This is a genomic window from Streptomyces sp. Isolate_45, assembly GCF_024721315.2.
Taxonomy (GTDB): domain Bacteria; phylum Actinomycetota; class Actinomycetes; order Streptomycetales; family Streptomycetaceae; genus Streptomyces.
On record NZ_JANFAK020000006.1, the window covers coordinates 45,638 to 64,509 of the forward strand.

The 18,872-nt window shown below is 66.8% G+C and carries 30 protein-coding genes; all 30 read left to right on the forward strand.

Features of this window, described 5'->3' with window-relative positions; all coding sequences use genetic code 11:
* Nucleotides 1-27: 27 nt before the first annotated feature.
* The 30 genes from rplB to rplM all read left to right on the forward strand — a co-directional run bounded on the left by rplB (nt 28) and on the right by rplM (nt 18,861).
* Nucleotides 28-864: a 50S ribosomal protein L2 gene (rplB, locus tag NOD94_RS03715; RefSeq protein ID WP_030388860.1), complete on the forward strand. Its 837-nt coding sequence runs from the start codon at nt 28-30 to the stop codon at nt 862-864.
* Between the two features lie 12 nt (nt 865-876).
* Entirely contained in the window at nt 877-1,158 is a 282-nt protein-coding gene (rpsS, locus tag NOD94_RS03720) for a 30S ribosomal protein S19 (protein ID WP_008739713.1), read from the forward strand.
* 43 nt (nt 1,159-1,201) lie between these two features.
* A complete protein-coding gene (gene rplV, locus NOD94_RS03725) occupies nt 1,202-1,549 on the forward strand; it encodes a 50S ribosomal protein L22 (protein ID WP_007265904.1) in 348 nt (115 codons plus the stop codon).
* The gene (gene rpsC / locus NOD94_RS03730; RefSeq protein ID WP_008739710.1) at nt 1,549-2,391 is read left to right on the forward strand and encodes a 30S ribosomal protein S3; all 843 of its coding nucleotides are present in this window, start codon (nt 1,549-1,551) and stop codon (nt 2,389-2,391) included. The genes rplV and rpsC overlap by 1 nt, the downstream gene beginning before the upstream one ends.
* 5 nt (nt 2,392-2,396) lie before the next feature.
* Nucleotides 2,397-2,816: a 50S ribosomal protein L16 gene (rplP, locus tag NOD94_RS03735; protein ID WP_030026326.1), complete on the forward strand. Its 420-nt coding sequence runs from the start codon at nt 2,397-2,399 to the stop codon at nt 2,814-2,816.
* Nucleotides 2,816-3,040 (forward strand): 50S ribosomal protein L29, encoded by a 225-nt coding sequence (gene rpmC / locus NOD94_RS03740; RefSeq protein ID WP_008739703.1) that lies wholly within the window; start codon nt 2,816-2,818, stop codon nt 3,038-3,040. The genes rplP and rpmC overlap by 1 nt, the downstream gene beginning before the upstream one ends.
* Nucleotides 3,040-3,324 (forward strand): 30S ribosomal protein S17, encoded by a 285-nt coding sequence (gene rpsQ / locus NOD94_RS03745; RefSeq protein ID WP_008739702.1) that lies wholly within the window; start codon nt 3,040-3,042, stop codon nt 3,322-3,324. Before rpmC ends, rpsQ begins: the two co-directional genes overlap by 1 nt.
* Before the next feature lie 109 nt (nt 3,325-3,433).
* Nucleotides 3,434-3,802, forward strand: a complete 369-nt coding sequence (gene rplN / locus NOD94_RS03750; protein WP_053682618.1) for a 50S ribosomal protein L14 — start codon at nt 3,434-3,436, stop codon at nt 3,800-3,802.
* A 2-nt stretch (nt 3,803-3,804) separates the two neighbouring features.
* The gene (gene rplX, locus NOD94_RS03755) at nt 3,805-4,116 is read left to right on the forward strand and encodes a 50S ribosomal protein L24 (RefSeq protein WP_030008468.1); all 312 of its coding nucleotides are present in this window, start codon (nt 3,805-3,807) and stop codon (nt 4,114-4,116) included.
* The gene (gene rplE, locus NOD94_RS03760; protein WP_030008469.1) at nt 4,116-4,667 is read left to right on the forward strand and encodes a 50S ribosomal protein L5; all 552 of its coding nucleotides are present in this window, start codon (nt 4,116-4,118) and stop codon (nt 4,665-4,667) included. Before rplX ends, rplE begins: the two co-directional genes overlap by 1 nt.
* 5 nt (nt 4,668-4,672) lie before the next feature.
* Nucleotides 4,673-4,858, forward strand: a complete 186-nt coding sequence (locus NOD94_RS03765) for a type Z 30S ribosomal protein S14 (protein WP_003956452.1) — start codon at nt 4,673-4,675, stop codon at nt 4,856-4,858.
* Between the two features lie 223 nt (nt 4,859-5,081).
* Nucleotides 5,082-5,480: a 30S ribosomal protein S8 gene (gene rpsH, locus NOD94_RS03770; protein WP_007265911.1), complete on the forward strand. Its 399-nt coding sequence runs from the start codon at nt 5,082-5,084 to the stop codon at nt 5,478-5,480.
* A gap of 20 nt (nt 5,481-5,500) precedes the next feature.
* Nucleotides 5,501-6,040 (forward strand): 50S ribosomal protein L6, encoded by a 540-nt coding sequence (gene rplF, locus NOD94_RS03775; protein ID WP_281204234.1) that lies wholly within the window; start codon nt 5,501-5,503, stop codon nt 6,038-6,040.
* Between the two features lie 2 nt (nt 6,041-6,042).
* The gene (rplR, locus tag NOD94_RS03780; RefSeq protein ID WP_008739696.1) at nt 6,043-6,426 is read left to right on the forward strand and encodes a 50S ribosomal protein L18; all 384 of its coding nucleotides are present in this window, start codon (nt 6,043-6,045) and stop codon (nt 6,424-6,426) included.
* Between the two features lie 45 nt (nt 6,427-6,471).
* Nucleotides 6,472-7,074 carry a 30S ribosomal protein S5 gene (gene rpsE, locus NOD94_RS03785; RefSeq protein WP_073912880.1) on the forward strand — a complete coding sequence of 201 codons (603 nt, stop codon included), beginning with the start codon at nt 6,472-6,474 and terminating at the stop codon, nt 7,072-7,074.
* The gene (gene rpmD, locus NOD94_RS03790; protein ID WP_053682614.1) at nt 7,074-7,256 is read left to right on the forward strand and encodes a 50S ribosomal protein L30; all 183 of its coding nucleotides are present in this window, start codon (nt 7,074-7,076) and stop codon (nt 7,254-7,256) included. The genes rpsE and rpmD overlap by 1 nt, the downstream gene beginning before the upstream one ends.
* A gap of 1 nt (nt 7,257) precedes the next feature.
* A complete protein-coding gene (gene rplO / locus NOD94_RS03795) occupies nt 7,258-7,713 on the forward strand; it encodes a 50S ribosomal protein L15 (protein ID WP_008739693.1) in 456 nt (151 codons plus the stop codon).
* A 187-nt stretch (nt 7,714-7,900) separates the two neighbouring features.
* Nucleotides 7,901-9,217: a preprotein translocase subunit SecY gene (gene secY / locus NOD94_RS03800; protein ID WP_281204235.1), complete on the forward strand. Its 1,317-nt coding sequence runs from the start codon at nt 7,901-7,903 to the stop codon at nt 9,215-9,217.
* Complete coding sequence (locus tag NOD94_RS03805) at nt 9,217-9,864, forward strand: adenylate kinase (protein WP_281204236.1); 648 nt, start codon at nt 9,217-9,219, stop codon at nt 9,862-9,864. Before secY ends, NOD94_RS03805 begins: the two co-directional genes overlap by 1 nt.
* 95 nt (nt 9,865-9,959) lie before the next feature.
* A complete protein-coding gene (gene map / locus NOD94_RS03810; protein ID WP_281204237.1) occupies nt 9,960-10,811 on the forward strand; it encodes a type I methionyl aminopeptidase in 852 nt (283 codons plus the stop codon).
* Nucleotides 10,812-10,949: 138 nt separating this feature from the next.
* Complete coding sequence (gene infA / locus NOD94_RS03815; protein ID WP_003956442.1) at nt 10,950-11,171, forward strand: translation initiation factor IF-1; 222 nt, start codon at nt 10,950-10,952, stop codon at nt 11,169-11,171.
* Nucleotides 11,172-11,245: 74 nt separating this feature from the next.
* Nucleotides 11,246-11,359 (forward strand): 50S ribosomal protein L36, encoded by a 114-nt coding sequence (gene rpmJ, locus NOD94_RS03820; protein WP_003956441.1) that lies wholly within the window; start codon nt 11,246-11,248, stop codon nt 11,357-11,359.
* 197 nt (nt 11,360-11,556) lie between these two features.
* On the forward strand, nt 11,557-11,937 hold the full coding sequence (gene rpsM, locus NOD94_RS03825) for a 30S ribosomal protein S13 (protein ID WP_150518306.1): 381 nt from the start codon (nt 11,557-11,559) through the stop codon (nt 11,935-11,937).
* A gap of 54 nt (nt 11,938-11,991) precedes the next feature.
* A complete protein-coding gene (gene rpsK, locus NOD94_RS03830) occupies nt 11,992-12,396 on the forward strand; it encodes a 30S ribosomal protein S11 (RefSeq protein WP_003956432.1) in 405 nt (134 codons plus the stop codon).
* Between the two features lie 150 nt (nt 12,397-12,546).
* On the forward strand, nt 12,547-13,569 hold the full coding sequence (locus tag NOD94_RS03835) for a DNA-directed RNA polymerase subunit alpha (protein WP_008739666.1): 1,023 nt from the start codon (nt 12,547-12,549) through the stop codon (nt 13,567-13,569).
* A gap of 97 nt (nt 13,570-13,666) precedes the next feature.
* Nucleotides 13,667-14,131 carry a 50S ribosomal protein L17 gene (rplQ, locus tag NOD94_RS03840; protein WP_281204238.1) on the forward strand — a complete coding sequence of 155 codons (465 nt, stop codon included), beginning with the start codon at nt 13,667-13,669 and terminating at the stop codon, nt 14,129-14,131.
* A 144-nt stretch (nt 14,132-14,275) separates the two neighbouring features.
* Entirely contained in the window at nt 14,276-15,127 is an 852-nt protein-coding gene (gene truA / locus NOD94_RS03845; RefSeq protein WP_281204239.1) for a tRNA pseudouridine(38-40) synthase TruA, read from the forward strand.
* Nucleotides 15,128-15,170: 43 nt separating this feature from the next.
* Complete coding sequence (locus NOD94_RS03850; RefSeq protein ID WP_281204240.1) at nt 15,171-16,799, forward strand: ATP-binding cassette domain-containing protein; 1,629 nt, start codon at nt 15,171-15,173, stop codon at nt 16,797-16,799.
* 108 nt (nt 16,800-16,907) lie between these two features.
* The gene (locus NOD94_RS03855; RefSeq protein WP_281204241.1) at nt 16,908-18,185 is read left to right on the forward strand and encodes a glycosyltransferase family 87 protein; all 1,278 of its coding nucleotides are present in this window, start codon (nt 16,908-16,910) and stop codon (nt 18,183-18,185) included.
* A gap of 232 nt (nt 18,186-18,417) precedes the next feature.
* A complete protein-coding gene (rplM, locus tag NOD94_RS03860) occupies nt 18,418-18,861 on the forward strand; it encodes a 50S ribosomal protein L13 (RefSeq protein ID WP_073912858.1) in 444 nt (147 codons plus the stop codon).
* The last annotated feature ends 11 nt before the right edge of the window (nt 18,862-18,872 follow it).

Here is an 18,872-nt window from a genome sequence, read left to right on the forward strand (position 1 = left end):
CGTCCGGAATCGGACGAGGACTGAGAAATGGGTATCCGCAAGTACAAGCCGACGACCCCGGGCCGTCGTGGCTCCAGCGTCGCCGACTTTGTCGAGATCACGCGGTCCACGCCGGAGAAGTCGCTGGTTCGCCCGCTGCACAGCAAGGGCGGCCGTAACAACACCGGTCGGATCACTGTTCGCCACCAGGGTGGCGGTCACAAGCGCGCCTACCGCGTGATCGACTTCCGTCGTCACGACAAGGACGGCGTGCCGGCCAAGGTCGCGCACATCGAGTACGACCCCAACCGCACCGCGCGCATCGCGCTGCTGCACTACGCCGACGGCGAGAAGCGCTACATCATCGCGCCGCGCGGTCTGCAGCAGGGCGACCGGATTGAGAACGGCCCCACGGCCGACATCAAGCCGGGCAACAACCTGGCTCTGCGCAACATCCCGGTTGGTACGACCATCCACGCCATCGAGCTGCGTCCCGGCGGCGGTGCGAAGTTCGCCCGCTCCGCCGGTGCGTCCGTGCAGCTGCTTGCGAAGGAGGGCGTCATGGCCCACCTCCGCATGCCGTCCGGCGAGATCCGTCTCGTCGACGCCCGCTGCCGCGCCACGGTCGGCGAGGTCGGCAACGCCGAGCAGTCGAACATCAACTGGGGCAAGGCCGGCCGTATGCGCTGGAAGGGCGTTCGCCCGTCCGTCCGCGGTGTCGCGATGAACCCGGTTGACCACCCGCACGGTGGTGGTGAGGGCAAGACCAGTGGTGGTCGCCACCCGGTCTCCCCGTGGGGTCAGAAGGAGGGTCGTACTCGCTCGCCGAAGAAGGCTTCGAGCAAGTACATCGTCCGCCGCCGCAAGACGAACAAGAAGCGCTAGGAGCGGGTTTAGATGCCGCGCAGTCTCAAGAAGGGGCCCTTCGTCGACGACCACCTCGTAAAGAAGGTGGACGTCCAGAACGAAGCCGGCACCAAGAACGTCATCAAGACCTGGTCCCGTCGCTCGATGATCATCCCCAGCATGCTGGGTCACACCATCGCGGTGCACAACGGCAAGACCCACGTCCCGGTGTTCGTCACCGAGTCGATGGTCGGCCACAAGCTCGGCGAGTTCTCGCCGACTCGCACCTTCCGCGGCCACGTCAAGGACGACCGGAAGTCGAAGCGCCGCTAAAGGCGGGGTGGTTACGACTATGACTTACACCGAAGGGACAACCATGGAAGCCAGGGCCCAGGCGCGGTACATCCGCGTCACGCCCATGAAGGCCCGCCGAGTGGTGGACCTTATCCGTGGCATGGATGCCACGGAGGCTCAGGCGGTCCTGCGTTTCGCCCCGCAGGCCGCGAGCGTGCCGGTTGGCAAGGTGCTCGACAGCGCCATCGCCAACGCCGCACACAACTACAACCACCCGGACGCCTCCACGCTGGTCATCAGCGAGGCGTACGTGGACGAGGGCCCGACCCTGAAGCGGTTCCGTCCGCGTGCCCAGGGCCGTGCCTACCGGATCCGCAAGCGGACCAGCCACATCACCGTGGTCGTCAGCAGCAAGGAAGGTTCCCGGTAATGGGCCAGAAGGTAAACCCGCACGGGTTCCGGCTCGGCATCACCACCGACTTCAAGTCGCGTTGGTACGCCGACAAGCTGTACAAGGACTACGTCAAGGAAGACGTCGCCATCCGCAGGATGATGACGTCCGGCATGGAGCGCGCCGGCATCTCGAAGGTTGAGATCGAGCGCACCCGTGACCGCGTGCGTGTGGACATCCACACCGCTCGTCCGGGCATCGTCATCGGTCGCCGTGGCGCCGAGGCCGACCGCATCCGCGGTGACCTCGAGAAGCTCACGGGCAAGCAGGTCCAGCTGAACATCCTCGAGGTCAAGAACCCCGAGCTCGACGCTCAGCTGGTTGCCCAGGCCGTTGCCGAGCAGCTCTCCTCCCGCGTCTCCTTCCGTCGCGCCATGCGTAAGAGCATGCAGGGCACGATGAAGGCCGGCGCCAAGGGCATCAAGATCCAGTGTGGCGGTCGCCTCGGCGGCGCCGAGATGTCCCGCTCCGAGTTCTACCGCGAGGGTCGTGTGCCGCTGCACACGCTGCGCGCGAACGTGGACTACGGCTTCTTCGAGGCCAAGACCACCTTCGGCCGTATCGGTGTGAAGGTCTGGATCTACAAGGGCGACGTCAAGAACATCGCCGAGGTTCGCGCCGAGAACGCTGCGGCCCGTGCGGGTAACCGCCCGGCCCGTGGTGCTCAGGGCGCTGGCGACCGTCCCGCCGGCCGTGGTGGCCGTGGTGGCGAGCGCGGCGGCCGTGGTGGCCGCAAGCCGCAGCAGGCTGCTGGTGCCGAGGCCCCCAAGGCCGACGCTCCCGCCGCCGCTCCGGCCGAGAGCACCGGAACGGAGGCCTGACCGACATGCTGATCCCTCGTAGGGTCAAGCACCGCAAGCAGCACCACCCGAAGCGCCGCGGTATGGCCAAGGGCGGTACTGAGGTCTCGTTCGGCGAGTACGGCATCCAGGCGCTGACCCCGGCGTACGTGACGAACCGCCAGATCGAGGCGGCTCGTATCGCGATGACCCGCCACATCAAGCGTGGCGGCAAGGTCTGGATCAACATTTACCCGGACCGCCCGCTCACCAAGAAGCCTGCCGAGACCCGCATGGGTTCCGGTAAGGGTTCTCCCGAGTGGTGGATCGCGAACGTGCACCCGGGCCGGGTCATGTTCGAGCTGTCCTACCCGAACGAGAAGATTGCTCGTGAGGCGCTCACCCGCGCTGCTCACAAGCTTCCGATGAAGTGCCGGATTGTTCGGCGCGAGGCAGGTGAGTCGTGATGGCGACGGGAACCAAGGCGTCCGAGCTGCGTGAGCTCGGCAACGAGGAGCTCGTTGGCAAGCTGCGCGAGGCCAAGGAGGAGCTGTTCAAGCTCCGCTTCCAGGCGGCCACGGGTCAGCTGGAGAACAACGGCCGGCTCAAGTCCGTCCGTAAGGACATCGCTCGCATCTACACCCTGATGCACGAGCGTGAGCTCGGTATCGAGACGGTGGAGAGCGCCTGATGAGCGAGAAGAACGTGACTGAGACCACCGAGCAGCGCGGTTTCCGCAAGACCCGTGAGGGTCTGGTCGTCAGCGACAAGATGGACAAGACCGTCGTCGTCGCTGTCGAGGACCGCGTCAAGCACGCGCTGTACGGCAAGGTCATCCGCCGTACCAACAAGCTCAAGGCTCACGACGAGCAGAACGCTGCCGGCGTCGGCGACCGCGTCCTCATCATGGAGACGCGTCCGCTGTCGGCGAGCAAGCGCTGGCGCATCGTCGAGATCCTCGAGAAGGCCAAGTAATCAGTCCGGGGGGTTTCCCCCGGATTCGTTCCGCCAGGCTCGGTGGGGGCGAGCGCTCTTCGGAGCGTGAAGCCCCCGCCGGGAACCGGCAGACAAACAGGAGATACACGTGATCCAGCAGGAGTCGCGACTGCGTGTCGCCGACAACACTGGTGCCAAGGAGATCCTTTGCATCCGTGTTCTCGGTGGCTCCGGTCGCCGCTACGCGGGCGTCGGTGACGTCATCGTCGCCACCGTCAAGGACGCGATCCCCGGCGGCAACGTGAAGAAGGGTGACGTCGTCAAGGCTGTCATCGTTCGCACCGTCAAGGAGCGCCGCCGCCAGGACGGCTCGTACATCCGCTTCGACGAGAACGCCGCCGTCATTCTGAAGAACGACGGCGACCCTCGCGGCACCCGTATCTTCGGCCCCGTCGGCCGTGAGCTGCGCGAGAAGAAGTTCATGAAGATCATCTCGCTCGCGCCGGAGGTGCTGTAAGCATGAAGATCAAGAAGGGCGACCTGGTACAGGTCATCACCGGTAAGGACAAGGGCAAGCAGGGCAAGGTCATCGTCGCCTTCCCCGCTGACAACCGTGTCCTGGTCGAGGGTGTCAACCGGGTCAAGAAGCACACCAAGGCTGCGCAGAACCAGGCCGGCGGCATCGTCATCACCGAGGCCCCGGTCCACGTGAGCAACGTTCAGCTGGTTGTGGAGAAGGACGGCAAGAAGGTCGTCACCCGCGTCGGCTACCGCTTCGACGACGAGGGCAACAAGATCCGCGTTGCCAAGCGGACGGGTGAGGACATCTGATGGCTACCACTCCGCGTCTCAAGACGAAGTACCGCGAGGACATCGCGGGCAAGCTGCGTGAGGAGTTCTCCTACGAGAACGTCATGCAGATCCCCGGCCTCGTGAAGATCGTGGTCAACATGGGTGTGGGCGACGCCGCCCGCGACTCCAAGCTGATCGACGGCGCCATCAAGGACCTGACGACGATCACCGGTCAGAAGCCGGCCGTCACGAAGGCCCGGAAGTCCATCGCGCAGTTCAAGCTGCGTGAGGGTCAGCCGATCGGCTGCCACGTCACCCTCCGTGGTGACCGCATGTGGGAGTTCCTGGACCGTACGCTGTCGCTCGCGCTGCCGCGTATCCGTGACTTCCGTGGTCTGTCGCCGAAGCAGTTCGACGGCCGTGGCAACTACACCTTCGGTCTCACGGAGCAGGTCATGTTCCACGAGATCGACCAGGACAAGATCGACCGTACCCGGGGTATGGACATCACCGTGGTCACCACGGCGACCAACGACGCTGAGGGCCGCGCGCTCCTTCGTCACCTCGGCTTCCCCTTCAAGGAGGCGTAAGCGAGATGGCGAAGAAGGCTCTCATCGCGAAGGCTGCCCGCAAGCCCAAGTTCGGTGTGCGTGCGTACACCCGCTGCCAGCGCTGCGGTCGCCCCCACTCCGTGTACCGCAAGTTCGGCCTGTGCCGCGTGTGCCTTCGTGAGATGGCTCACCGTGGCGAGCTGCCGGGCGTGACCAAGAGCTCCTGGTAACTCCCTCTCGTCCGTAAGGACTTGAGAAGTACCAGGCACTCTCGGTAAGCATCTGGTCGGCGGATGCCCACCCGCGCATGCCTTAGGCTTGTGTGGTTGGGCGTCCGCCGCTCATAACGACTTACTACGCCGTAGGTCCCCGCGCCGCACCCGTCCCGCCTCTGAGTGGGGAGAGGGATGGCGCATACAGGAAACCCCGGCGAGAGAGGCCGAAGGCCACTTCATGACCATGACTGACCCGATCGCAGACATGCTCACGCGTCTGCGTAACGCTAACTCGGCGTACCACGACACCGTCGTGATGCCGCACAGCAAGATCAAGTCGCACATCGCAGAGATCCTCAAGCAGGAGGGTTTCATCACCGGCTGGAAGGTCGAGGACGCCGAGGTCGGCAAGAACCTCGTCCTCGAGCTGAAGTTCGGGCCGAACCGCGAGCGCTCCATTGCGGGCATCAAGCGGATCTCGAAGCCCGGTCTGCGCGTGTACGCGAAGTCCACCAACCTGCCGAAGGTGCTCGGCGGCCTGGGCGTGGCGATCATCTCCACGTCCCACGGTCTCCTCACCGGCCAGCAGGCAGGCAAGAAGGGCGTAGGTGGGGAAGTCCTCGCCTACGTCTGGTAGTCGGGAACGGAGGAAAAGCAATGTCGCGAATCGGCAAGCTCCCCATCCAGGTTCCCGCCGGTGTGGACGTCACCATCGACGGCCAGACGGTCGCAGTGAAGGGCCCCAAGGGCACCCTCGCGCACACCGTCAAGGCGCCGATCGAGATCGTCAAGGGTGAGGACGGCGTTCTGAACGTCACCCGCCCCAACGACGAGCGTCAGAACAAGGCCCTGCACGGCCTGTCCCGCACGCTGGTGGCGAACATGATCACCGGCGTGACCACGGGATACGTCAAGGCTCTCGAGATCAGCGGTGTCGGTTACCGCGTCGCCGCGAAGGGCTCCAACCTGGAGTTCCAGCTTGGTTACAGCCACCCGATCCTGATCGAGGCGCCCGAGGGCATCTCCTTCAAGGTCGAGTCGCCCACCAAGTTCTCGGTCGAGGGCATCGACAAGCAGAAGGTCGGCGAGGTCGCCGCCAACATCCGCAAGCTGCGGAAGCCCGACCCGTACAAGGCCAAGGGTGTCAAGTACGCCGGCGAAGTCATCCGCCGCAAGGTCGGAAAGGCTGGTAAGTAGCCATGGCATACGGTGTGAAGATCGCCAAGGGCGACGCGTACAAGCGCGCTGCCAAGGCTCGCCGCCACATCCGCATTCGCAAGAACGTGTCGGGTACGGCGGAGCGTCCGCGCCTCGTCGTGACGCGTTCCAACCGCAACATCGTTGCTCAGGTCATCGACGACCTCCAGGGTCACACCCTGGCGTCCGCGTCGACCCTGGACACCTCGATCCGCGGTGGCGAAGGCGACAAGAGCGCCCAGGCCCAGGCCGTCGGCGCGCTCGTGGCCGAGCGTGCGAAGGCTGCCGGCGTGGAGACCGTTGTCTTCGACCGCGGTGGCAACCGATACGCCGGGCGCATTGCCGCTCTGGCTGACGCCGCCCGCGAAGCCGGGCTGAAGTTCTAAGCCCCGGTTCCGGGACTCACGGACGTAACAGAGAGAGGTAATCCAATGGCTGGACCCCAGCGCCGCGGAAGCGGTGCCGGTGGCGGCGAGCGGCGGGACCGGAAGGGTCGCGACGGTGGCCCTGCCGCCGAGAAGACCGCTTACGTTGAGCGCGTTGTCGCGATCAACCGCGTCGCCAAGGTTGTCAAGGGTGGTCGCCGCTTCAGCTTCACCGCGCTGGTCGTGGTGGGCGACGGTGACGGCACTGTAGGTGTCGGTTACGGCAAGGCCAAGGAAGTTCCCGCGGCCATCGCCAAGGGTGTCGAGGAAGCCAAGAAGTCCTTCTTCAAGGTTCCGCGCATCCAGGGCACCATCCCTCACCCGATCACGGGCGAGCGTGCCGCGGGCGTCGTGCTCCTGAAGCCGGCTTCCCCCGGTACCGGTGTTATCGCCGGTGGTCCGGTGCGCGCCGTTCTGGAGTGCGCCGGCGTTCACGACATCCTGTCGAAGTCGCTCGGCTCTTCGAACGCGATCAACATCGTGCACGCGACCGTGGCGGCCCTCAAGGGCCTGCAGCGTCCCGAGGAGATCGCGGCTCGCCGTGGTCTGCCCCTCGAGGACGTCGCCCCCGCGGCTCTGCTTCGTGCACGTGCCGGGGCGGGTGCGTAATGGCTCGCCTCAAGATCACGCAGACGAAGTCGTACATCGGCAGCAAGCAGAACCACCGCGACACTCTGCGTTCGCTCGGGCTCAAGCGCCTGAACGACGTGGTCGTCAAGGAGGACCGCCCCGAGTTCCGCGGAATGGTGCAGACCGTCCGCCACCTCGTGACGGTTGAGGAGGTTGACTAACATGGCTGAGAACAGCCCGCTGAAGGCCCACAACCTCCGTCCCGCCCCCGGCGCCAAGACCGCGAAGACCCGTGTCGGTCGTGGTGAGGCGTCGAAGGGTAAGACGGCCGGTCGTGGTACGAAGGGCCAGAAGGCCCGTTACCAGATCCCGCAGCGCTTCGAGGGCGGGCAGATGCCCCTCCACATGCGTCTGCCGAAGCTCAAGGGCTTCAAGAACCCGTTCCGCACCGAGTTCCAGGTCGTGAACCTGGACAAGCTCGGCGCTCTCTACCCCGAGGGTGGAGAAGTCACGGTGGCCGACCTGGTCGCCAAGGGCGCGGTTCGCAAGAACAGCCTCGTCAAGGTCCTGGGCCAGGGCGAGCTCTCCGTGGCGCTGCAGGTTTCGGTTGACGCCGTTTCCGCCTCCGCCAAGGAGAAGATCGCTGCTGCCGGCGGCACCGTCACCGAGCTCGTCTAAGACAAAACTCAGTGACAAATAGCTAGAAACCCGACCGGGGATGCCTCACATATGGGGCATCCCCGGTTGGTCGTTCCACGGGGGGCGCAGTCGCCGGTAAGGTGGCCTGCACCTTTGCTTGTACGTATTCGTCGATCCCTCAGACCGTCACCTCTGACGCAGTAGCGCGGGGGTCGCAGGAGGCACCGTGCTCACCGCGTTCGCCCGGGCGTTCAAGACGCCCGACCTGCGCAAGAAGCTGCTCTTCACGCTCGGCATCATCGTGCTGTATCGGCTCGGGTCCCACATCCCGGTACCCGGCGTGAGCTACAAGAACGTTCAGATCTGTCTCGACCAGATGGGGAATGGCAGCAACAGCCTCTTCGGTCTGGTCAACATGTTCAGCGGCGGCGCGCTGCTGCAGATCACGATCTTTGCGCTCGGCATCATGCCGTACATCACGGCGAGCATCATCCTGCAGCTGCTGACCGTGGTCATCCCGAAGCTGGAGACCCTCAAAAAAGAGGGTCAGTCCGGCACGGCGAAGATCACTCAGTACACGCGCTATTTGACGGTCGCGCTCGCGATCCTTCAGGGCACAGGTCTCGTCGCCACCGCCCGTACCGGAGCCCTTTTCGGGAACTGCTCGGTCGCCTCGCAGATCGTTCCCAACCGTTCGATCTTCACGACCGTCGTCATGGTGCTCACCATGACGGCCGGTACCTGTGTCGTCATGTGGCTCGGTGAGCTCATCACGGACCGTGGCATCGGCAACGGCATGTCGATCCTGATGTTCATCTCGATCGCCGCCGGCTTCGTCGGTTCGCTCTGGACGATCAAGCTCCAGGGCAAGATCGCTGGAGGCTGGGTCGAGTTCGGCGTGGTCATGTTGGTCGGTCTCGCGATGGTCGGCCTGGTCGTCTTCGTCGAGCAGGCGCAGCGCCGCATTCCGGTTCAGTACGCGAAGCGCATGATCGGCCGCCGCGCCTACGGCGGTACCTCGACCTACATCCCGCTCAAGGTGAACCAGGCGGGCATCATCCCCGTCATCTTCGCCTCGTCGCTGCTGTACATCCCGGCCCTGGTGGTGCAGTTCAGCGGTTCGACCGCGGGCTGGGCCAACTGGATCCAGAAGCACTTCGTCAAGGGCGACCACCCGTACTACATCGCCGTCTACTTCCTCCTGATCGTCTTCTTCGCGTTCTTCTACGTGGCGATCTCGTTCAACCCCGAGGAAGTTGCCGACAACATGAAGAAGTATGGTGGCTTCATCCCGGGCATCCGCGCCGGCCGGCCGACCGCCGAGTACCTGAGCTACGTACTCAACCGGATCACCTGGCCCGGCTCGCTGTACCTGGGTCTGATCGCTCTTGTGCCGACAATGGCGTTGGCGGGCTTCGGGGCGAACCAGAACTTCCCGTTCGGCGGGACGAGCATCCTGATCATCGTGGGTGTGGGTCTGGAAACCGTGAAGCAGATCGAGAGCCAGCTCCAGCAGCGCAATTACGAAGGGTTCCTCCGCTGATGCGAATCGTCCTCGTCGGACCGCCCGGTGCGGGCAAGGGTACGCAGGCCGCGTTCCTTGCCAAGAACCTGTCCATCCCGCACATCTCCACGGGCGACCTGTTCCGGGCCAACATCAGCCAGGGCACCGAGCTCGGCCGGCGTGCGAAGGCGTTCATGGACGCCGGTGACCTCGTCCCCGACGAGATCACCATCGGTATGGCCAAGGACCGCATGGAGCAGCCGGACGCCGTGAACGGCTTCCTGCTCGACGGATTCCCGCGCAACGTCTCGCAGGCCGAGGCGCTCGACGCCATGCTGCAGTCCGAGGGCATGAAGCTGGACGCCGTTCTCGACCTGGAGGTCGAGGAGGACGAGGTCGTGAAGCGGATCGCCGGCCGGCGGATCTGCCGCAAGGAGTCCGCGCACGTCTTCCACGTCACGTACGCGGCGCCGAAGTCCGCGGGTGTCTGCGACACCTGCGGTGGCGAGCTGTACCAGCGCGAGGACGACTCCGAGGCCACGGTCCGCAACCGGCTGGAGGTCTACCACACGCAGACCGAGCCGATCATCGACTACTACAAGGCCCAGGGCCTGCTGGTGACCATCCCGGCCCTCGGTGAGGTCGCCGACGTCACGAAGCGCGCGATGGAAGCCCTGAAGAAGTAGTCCTGCTGTTCGTCGTGCATTACGGCCGCGGTGTCCTTGGGGCATCGCGGCCGTACTGTTGAGAAGACCCGGTTTCGAAGGTGGAAGGCCCGTTCATGGTTCAGATCAAGACCCCCGAGCAGATCGCGAAGATGCGCGAGGCAGGGCTGGTCGTCGCCGCGATCCACGCGGCGACACGTGAGGCCGCGGTGCCGGGCTCCACGACGAGGGATCTGGACATGGTGGCGCGCAAGGTCATCGCGGACGCCGGCGCCAAGTCGAACTTCCTCGGCTACGGCGGTTTCCCCGCGACGATCTGCACCTCGGTGAACGAGGTCGTCGTCCACGGCATCCCGGACGACAAGACCGTCCTCAAGGACGGCGACATCATCTCCATCGACGCGGGCGCCATCATCGACGGCTGGCACGGTGACGCGGCCTACACGGCCTTCGTGGGCACCGGTCACGCCCCGGAGCTGGTCGAGCTGTCCCGGGTCACCGAGGAGTCGATGTGGGCGGGCATCGCGGCGATGAGGCTCGGCAACCGGCTGGTCGACATCTCGAAGGCGATCGAGACGTACATCAAGCGTCAGCCGCGTCCCACGACCGGTGAGCACAGCCTCGGCAAGTTCGGGATCATCGAGGACTACGGCGGCCACGGCATCGGGTCCGAGATGCACATGGACCCGCACCTGCTGAACTACGTCTCGCGCAAGCGGGGCAAGGGCATCAAGCTCGTCCCGGGCCTGTGCCTGGCGATCGAGCCGATGGTCTCCCTGGGCACCGCCCAGACGGAGGTACTGGCGGACGACTGGACGGTCATCACGACGGACGGCACCTGGTCCTCGCACTGGGAGCACTCCATCGCGCTGACCGAGGCGGGACCGATCGTCCTGACCAGTCCGGACTGCGGCAAGGCGAAGCTGGCGGAGTACGGCGTCACCACGGCGCCGGACCCCCTCGGTTAATGATCTAGACTCTGGGGCAAACTTTCCGGATTCGTCTTTCTGGGTGCCCTGACGTAGACTGACTCGTCGGCTCTCGTGCACTTCCATGCCTGCATGGCGCACGAGGTCGATCAAGGTAGCCGATTCGAAAGGCGAAGCGTGGCCAAGAAGCAAGGTGCCATCGAAATCGAGGGCACCGTGATCGAGTCCCTCCCGAACGCGATGTTCAAGGTGGAACTCCAGAACGGTCACAAGGTCCTCGCGCACATCAGCGGCAAGATGCGCATGCACTACATCCGCATCCTCCCTGATGACCGGGTCGTCGTGGAGCTCTCCCCGTACGACCTGACGCGTGGCCGGATCGTCTACCGATACAAGTAGATCTTGTCCTCACTCCCGACCGGGCATTCACGTCCGGCGCGGGTGGTGGCACTGACCCGGAGAACCTCACCCACATGAAGGTCAAGCCGAGCGTCAAGAAGATCTGCGACAAGTGCAAGGTGATCCGCCGTCACGGTCGGGTCATGGTCATCTGCGACAACCTGCGCCACAAGCAGCGCCAGGGCTGACGCACGCCGACCGACCTGCCTTCCGCAGTTCTTCGCGCGACGTAAGAAAACGTACATACGCAGAATCCGCCCAGCTCCCAGGAGCCGGCGGTACCTCCGGCGGGGGCCGGGGACCCGGACGTACCACCACCCATCAGGTGTGGTCGGCGGTCGGGGTTGATTCTGCTGAAGACCCCCGAACACACAGGAGCCATTGAATGGCACGCGTTTCCGGTGTTGACATCCCGCGCGAAAAGCGCGTGGAGATCGCACTCACCTACGTCTTCGGTGTCGGTCGCACCCGGTCCAAGGAAATCCTTGCGGCCACCGGTGTGAACCCGAACACCCGCGTTCGTGACCTGGCCGAAGAAGACCTGGTCAAGATCCGCGAGTACGTGGACGCCAACCTCCGCACCGAGGGTGACCTCCGCCGCGAGATCCAGGCCGACATCCGCCGCAAGGTCGAGATCCAGTGCTACCAGGGTATTCGCCACCGTCGTGGCCTCCCGGTGCACGGTCAGCGCACCAGCACGAACGCCCGTACCCGCAAGGGTCCGCGTCGCGCGATCGCCGGTAAGAAGAAGCCGGGCAAGAAGTAGTCCTGTTCAGCGGTCTTGCGCTGTAGGACCGACCACCTCCCGTAGGAGATTTAGATGCCCCCCAAGGGTCGTCAGGGCGCTGCCAAGAAGGTGCGCCGCAAGGAAAAGAAGAACGTCGCTCACGGGCACGCCCACATCAAGAGCACGTTCAACAACACGATCGTCTCGATCACGGACCCCTCGGGCAACGTGATCTCCTGGGCCTCCGCCGGCCACGTCGGCTTCAAGGGCTCGCGCAAGTCCACCCCCTTCGCCGCGCAGATGGCCGCCGAGTCGGCCGCCCGCCGCGCGCAGGAGCACGGCATGCGCAAGGTCGACGTCTTCGTCAAGGGTCCCGGCTCCGGCCGTGAGACCGCGATCCGCTCCCTCCAGGCCACCGGCCTCGAGGTCGGCTCGATCCAGGACGTCACCCCCACCCCGCACAACGGCTGCCGTCCGCCGAAGCGCCGCCGCGTCTGACGCGGCGGACGCACTTGTGCGTCTTTGAGTGTTCGGGCGGTACGAACCCCTCGCGGGGGACGTACCGCCCGTACCCTTGTAGTCCGCAGCGCCACGCTGCACACCGTCGGGCGTCAAATAGTGGGCGTCCACGAATGAAGGAACACAGACATGCTTATCGCTCAGCGTCCTTCGCTGACCGAAGAGGTCGTCGACGAGTACCGCTCGCGGTTCGTGATCGAGCCGCTGGAGCCGGGCTTCGGCTACACCCTCGGTAACTCCCTGCGCCGCACCCTGCTCTCCTCGATCCCGGGTGCCGCCGTCACCAGCATCCGCGTGGACGGCGTGCTGCACGAGTTCACCACCGTGCCCGGTGTCAAGGAAGACGTCACCGACATCATCCTCAACATCAAGCAGCTGGTCGTCTCCTCGGAGCACGACGAGCCGGTCGTGATGTACCTGCGCAAGCAGGGTCCCGGCCTGGTCACCGCTGCCGACATCGCGCCCCCGGCCGGTGTCGAGGTGCACAACCCGGACCTCGTCCTCGCCACGCTCAACGGCAAGGGCAAGCTGGAGATGGAGCTGACCGTCGAGCGCGGTCGCGGCTACGTCTCCGCCGTCCAGAACAAGCAGCTGGGCCAGGAGATCGGTCGCATCCCGATCGACTCCATCTACAGCCCGGTCCTCAAGGTCACCTACAAGGTCGAGGCGACCCGAGTCGAGCAGCGCACCGACTTCGACAAGCTGATCGTCGACGTCGAGACCAAGCAGGCCATGCGCCCGCGCGACGCCATGGCGTCCGCCGGTAAGACCCTGGTCGAGCTGTTCGGTCTGGCGCGCGAGCTCAACATCGACGCCGAGGGCATCGACATGGGCCCCTCGCCGACGGACGCGGCCCTGGCCGCCGATCTGGCGCTGCCGATCGAGGAGCTCGAGCTCACGGTCCGCTCGTACAACTGCCTCAAGCGCGAGGGCATCCACTCCGTGGGTGAGCTCGTGGCGCGTTCCGAGGCCGACCTGCTCGACATCCGCAACTTCGGTGCGAAGTCGATCGACGAGGTCAAGGCGAAGCTGGCCGGCATGGGCCTGGCCCTCAAGGACAGCCCGCCCGGATTCGACCCGACCGCCGCCGCCGACGCCTTCGGCGCCGATGACGACGCGGACGCCGGTTTCGTCGAGACCGAGCAGTACTGAGCCTCGGCTCGCAGAACAGACTTTCCCGCGGCGTCCGCCTCGGGGGAACTGACACCGGTACCTGACACGGCCGGTGCAGATATGAAGGAGTAACACCATGCCGCGTCCCGCAAAGGGTGCCCGTCTGGGCGGCAGCGCCGCGCACGAGAAGCACCTCCTCGCGAACCTCGCGAAGTCGCTCTTCGAGCACGGCCGCATCACCACCACCGAGGCCAAGGCCCGTCGCCTGCGTCCCTACGCCGAGCGTCTGGTCACCAAGGCGAAGAAGGGCGACATCCACAACCGTCGCCTGGTGCTGCAGACGATCACGGACAAGAGCATCGTGCACACGCTGTTCACCGAGATCGCCCCGCGCTACGAGAACCGCCCCGGTGGTTACACGCGCATCACCAAGATCGGCAACCGTCGTGGCGACAACGCCCCGATGGCGGTCATCGAGCTGGTCGAGGCCCTGACGGTCGCCCAGCAGGCCACTGGTGAGGCCGAGGCCGCCACCAAGCGCGCCGTGAAGGAGGCGGAGGCCACCGAGGCTCCCGCCGCCGAGGAGACCAAGGAGGCCTGATCCCCTTCCGGGATCACGCCGAACGGCTCTGAACGGGCCCGCCCCCTTCCCGGGGCGGGCCCGTTCCCGCGTTTTCCCGGGAACACAGCCCGGGAACGCAGCGCGGGAACGCAGCCCTGGAACACCCCTGAGAGGATCGGTCACGTGAGTGACGAGGTGGAGCCCGGGCACGTCCGGGTGCGGCTGGACCTGTCGTACGACGGCAAGGACTTCTCCGGCTGGGCGAAGCAGCGCGTGCTGCGGACCGTGCAGGGCGAGCTGGAGTCGGCCCTGCGGACCGTGATGCGGCTCGCGGACCCCGTCGAGCTGACCGTCGCCGGCCGCACCGACGCGGGCGTCCACGCCCGCGGGCAGGTCGCCCAGTTCGACCTGGCCGAGGAGGTGTGGGCCGAGCACCACGACAAGCTGCTGCGCCGCCTCGCCGGACGCCTCCCGCACGACGTACGGGTCTGGCGGGCCGCCGAGGCCCCCGAGGGCTTCAACGCCCGGTTCTCGGCCATCTGGCGCCGCTACGCCTACCGGGTCGGTGACCACCGGGCCGGCGTGGACCCGCTGCGCCGCGGGCACGTGCTGTGGCACCAGTGGCCGCTGGACGTCGACGCCATGAACGAGGCCGCCGCCGCGCTCCTCGGGGAGCACGACTTCGCCGCGTACTGCAAGAAGCGTGAGGGCGCCACCACGATCCGTACGCTCCAGCAGCTCAGCTGGGAGCGGGCCGACGACGGCATCGTCACCGCGACCGTCCGCGCCGACGCCTTCTGCCACAACATGGTCCGCTCGCTCGTGGGCGCCCTGCTGCACGTCGGCGACGGACACCGGCCGGTCACCTGGCCCGGCGAGGTGCTGGCCGCCGGCGTACGGGACTCCTCGGTCCACGTCGTGAAGCCGCACGGGCTCACCCTGGAGGAGGTCGGCTACCCCGCCGACGAGCTGCTGGCCGCCCGCAGCAAGGAAGCACGCAACCTGCGGACCCTGCCGGGAGCCGGCTGCTGCTGAGATCCGATTGTGCGTTTGGGTGGATCGAGGGGGGACCGGGACAATGCCCGGCATGGGACATCTCGAAGCCAACCACCTGGAGTACTACCTTCCCGACGGGCGGGTCCTGCTCCCCGACGTCTCCTTCCGCGTGGGGGAGGGCTCGGTGGTGGCCCTGGTGGGGGCGAACGGCGCCGGCAAGACCACCCTGCTCAAGCTGATCTCCGGTGAGCTCCAGCCGCACGGCGGCGGCGTCGCCATCAGTGGCGGGCTCGGCGTGATGTCGCAGTTCGTGGGCTCGGTCCGGGACGAGACGACCGTACGGGACCTGCTCGTCTCGGTGTCCCAGCCGCGGATCCGGGAGGCGGCCAAGGCCGTCGACCGGGCCGAGCACCTGATCCTGACCGTCGACGACGAGGCCGCGCAGATGGCGTACGCGCAGGCGCTCAGCGACTGGGCCGATGTCCAGGGCTACGAGGCGGAGACCCTGTGGGACGTCTGCACGATGGCCGCGCTGGACATCCCGTACGACAGCGCCCAGTACCGCGAGGTGCGCACGCTGTCGGGCGGTGAGCAGAAGCGGCTCGTGCTGGAGGCGCTGCTGCGCGGGCCGGACGAGGTCCTGCTGCTCGACGAGCCGGACAACTACCTGGACGTCCCGGGCAAGCGGTGGCTGGAGGAGCAGCTGAAGGCCACCCGCAAGACGGTGCTCTTCGTCTCCCACGACCGGGAGCTGCTGACCCAGGCCGCCGAGAAGATCATCAGCCTGGAGGCGAGCCCGACCGGCTCCGACGTCTGGGTGCACGGCGCCGGCTTCGGCACCTACCACGACGCCCGCAAGGAACGTTTCGCCCGCTTCGAGGAGCTCAAGCGGCGCTGGGACGAGGAGCACGCCCGGCTGCGGGCGCTGGTGCTGCGACTGCGCAACCAGGCGGCGAGCAGCCCGGACATGGCCTCGCGGTACCGGGCGATGCAGACCCGTTTCCAGAAGTTCGAGGACGCCGGCCCGCCGCCGGAGCCGCCGCGGGAGCAGGACATCCGGATGCGCCTCAAGGGCGGTCGTACCGGGGTGCGCGCGCTGACCGTGGAGAACCTGGAGCTCACCGGGCTGATGAAGCCGTTCTCGCTGGAGGTCTTCTACGGGGAGCGGGTCGCGGTGCTCGGCTCGAACGGCTCCGGGAAGTCGCACTTCCTGCGCCTGATGGCGGGCGAGGACGTCAAGCACACCGGCACCTGGAAGCTGGGCGCCCGCGTGGTGCCGGGCCACTTCGCGCAGACCCACGCGCACCCCGAGCTGTTCGGGCGCACGCTCGTCGACATCCTGTGGACGGAGGCCGCCAAGCCGCTGGGCCAGGCGATGGGCGCGCTGCGCCGCTACGAGCTGGAGCGCCAGGGCGACCAGCCCTTCGAGAAGCTCTCGGGAGGCCAGCAGGCGCGCTTCCAGATCCTGCTGCTGGAGCTGGCCGGAACCACGGCGCTGCTGCTGGACGAGCCGACGGACAACCTCGACCTGGAGTCGGCGGAGGCCCTGCAGGACGGGTTGGAGTCCTACGACGGCACTGTGTTGTGCGTCACGCACGACCGGTGGTTCGCGCGCACATTTGACCGTTACCTGGTCTTCGGTTCGGACGGTGTTGTGAGGGAGACTCAGGAGCCCGTCTGGGACGAACGTCGGGTTGAGCGCAAGCGCTGAGGGGAAGCCGCGCGTTCGACGGACGGGGTCCCGTCCGGGACGAACGTCGGGTTGAGCGCGTGCGCTGAGGGGCGACCATCCCCCCGCGCCGGTCGAGGGGGAGGCGTCGTGGGGCTGCGGCCTAGCACCTGGCTCGTGAAGTGGGACCGCCCGGAGTCGGGGGACCGGTTGACCGCCTGGCTGCTGAGGCCGGCTCCCCGCTCCCTGCGGGTCGCGTCCCTCGTGGTCCTCCTGACCGTCGCCGTGTCGTCGAGCCTGCGCTCCCACTGGGGATCGGACAACGCCTTCGTCGTCAAGGCCGCCGATGCCCTGATGGCGGGCATCTCCCCGTACGAGGACAAACGCTTCCTCTACCTGCCGAGCGCCGTGATCATGGCGGTGCCGGAGGCGCTGCTGCCGCGCGAGGTGCTGCGCTGGCTGTTGCCGGCGGGCGTCTCGGGGCTGGTCGCGGTGGGCTGGTGGGCGGCCCTGCGGCTGTTCTCCGTGCCGCTGTGCTCCCGCTTCGCGGTCGGTGGCCTCGGTCTGCTGGCCCTGCTGTACAAGCCGTACGCGAACCTCGTGCTGATCGGCAACTGGACGGCGATCTCGGCGGCCGCCCTGCCGGTGGCGCTGCTGCTGGCGCACCGGCGTTCCTGGGGCGCGGCCGGGCTGGTGGTCGGGCTGGCCATCGCCTGCAAGCCCATGCTGGTGCCGATCGGGCTGCTCTTCGTCCTGGCCCGCCAGTGGCGGGGGCTGGCGATGGCGGTGCTGGTGCCGGTGGGGATGTCCCTGGTCGGGGCGCTGCTGATGCCGAGCCCGACGCTGTTCTTCACCAAGACGCTGCCCTTCCTCTTCCAGGGGCAGGACTCCTACGCCCTGCCGTGGGACGCCTCGCCGATCGCGGTGCTGCCCCGGCTGGGGGTGCCGGTCCCGGTGGCGGTGCTGCTGGCCTTCGCGGGGGCCGCGGCCGGGCTGTGGGCGGCGTGGACGCGGTGGCGGAGGCCCGACGGGGACGCGGGGGAGATGCGGCTGGCGGAGACGGCCTGCATGGTGATGCTCGCCGCATTCCTGGTGTCGCGTCCGTCCTTCGACCACTACCTGTTGGTGGTGCTGCCGCTGCTGCTGGCGTCGGGGGTGCGGGAGGGCTCGATGCCGCGCACCCCTTGGTTCTGGGTGGCCCTGGTGCCCCAGACAGCGGGCATCCCGTGGCCCACCGAGGCCGAGCGCAAGCGGCGGGCGTTTCGGGACGCGGTGACCCTGTGCGGGCTCGCGATCCTGCTGGCGCGTCGTGTGCTGCGTCCGGGTCGGGTTACCCTGGTCCCTGTAACAACTGCGGGGTCCCCACCCAGGACCGAACCGGAGTGCGCCGCGACGCCAGCAGAATCGGCATCGCGGACCGCGTTTTGACCCGTCCAGGGTCTGCTGGGTATCCTGCTGGTTTGTTATGCGTATTGGCTTTCTCATTCTCACGTGAAAGGCCTTGCGCCGGTCCACCGGACCGATGACCAGCAGTTCGCGCACGGGTTGCGTCCCCGATGCGAACGAGGGCTGTCGTGATCGTCCGTGGTGACCCTGTCAGGACCTTCCCGTGGGGCTTGCGCCCTTGGGATACCACCACTGAAGAAGCGAAGGCATACGCGTGCGTACGTTCAGCCCCAAGCCCGGCGACATCTCGCGCCAGTGGCTCGTCATCGACGCCCAGGACGTTGTCCTCGGCCGTCTGGCGACCCAGGCCGCTGCCCTCCTGCGGGGTAAGCACAAGCCGACCTACGCCCCCCACATGGACATGGGCGACTTCGTCATCATCGTCAACGCCGACAAGGTTCACCTGTCCGGCAACAAGGCGACCCAGAAGATGGCGTACCGCCACTCGGGTTACCCGGGCGGTCTCCGTTCGGTGCGCTACGACGACCTCCTGGCGAACAACCCGGAGAAGGCCGTCGAGAAGGCCATCAAGGGCATGCTCCCCAAGAACACCCTGGGCCGTCAGATGCTCTCGAAGCTGAAGGTCTACTCGGGCGACCAGCACCCCCACGCTGCCCAGCAGCCGGTGCCGTTCGAGATCACCCAGGTCGCGCAGTAGTTCCGGCCACC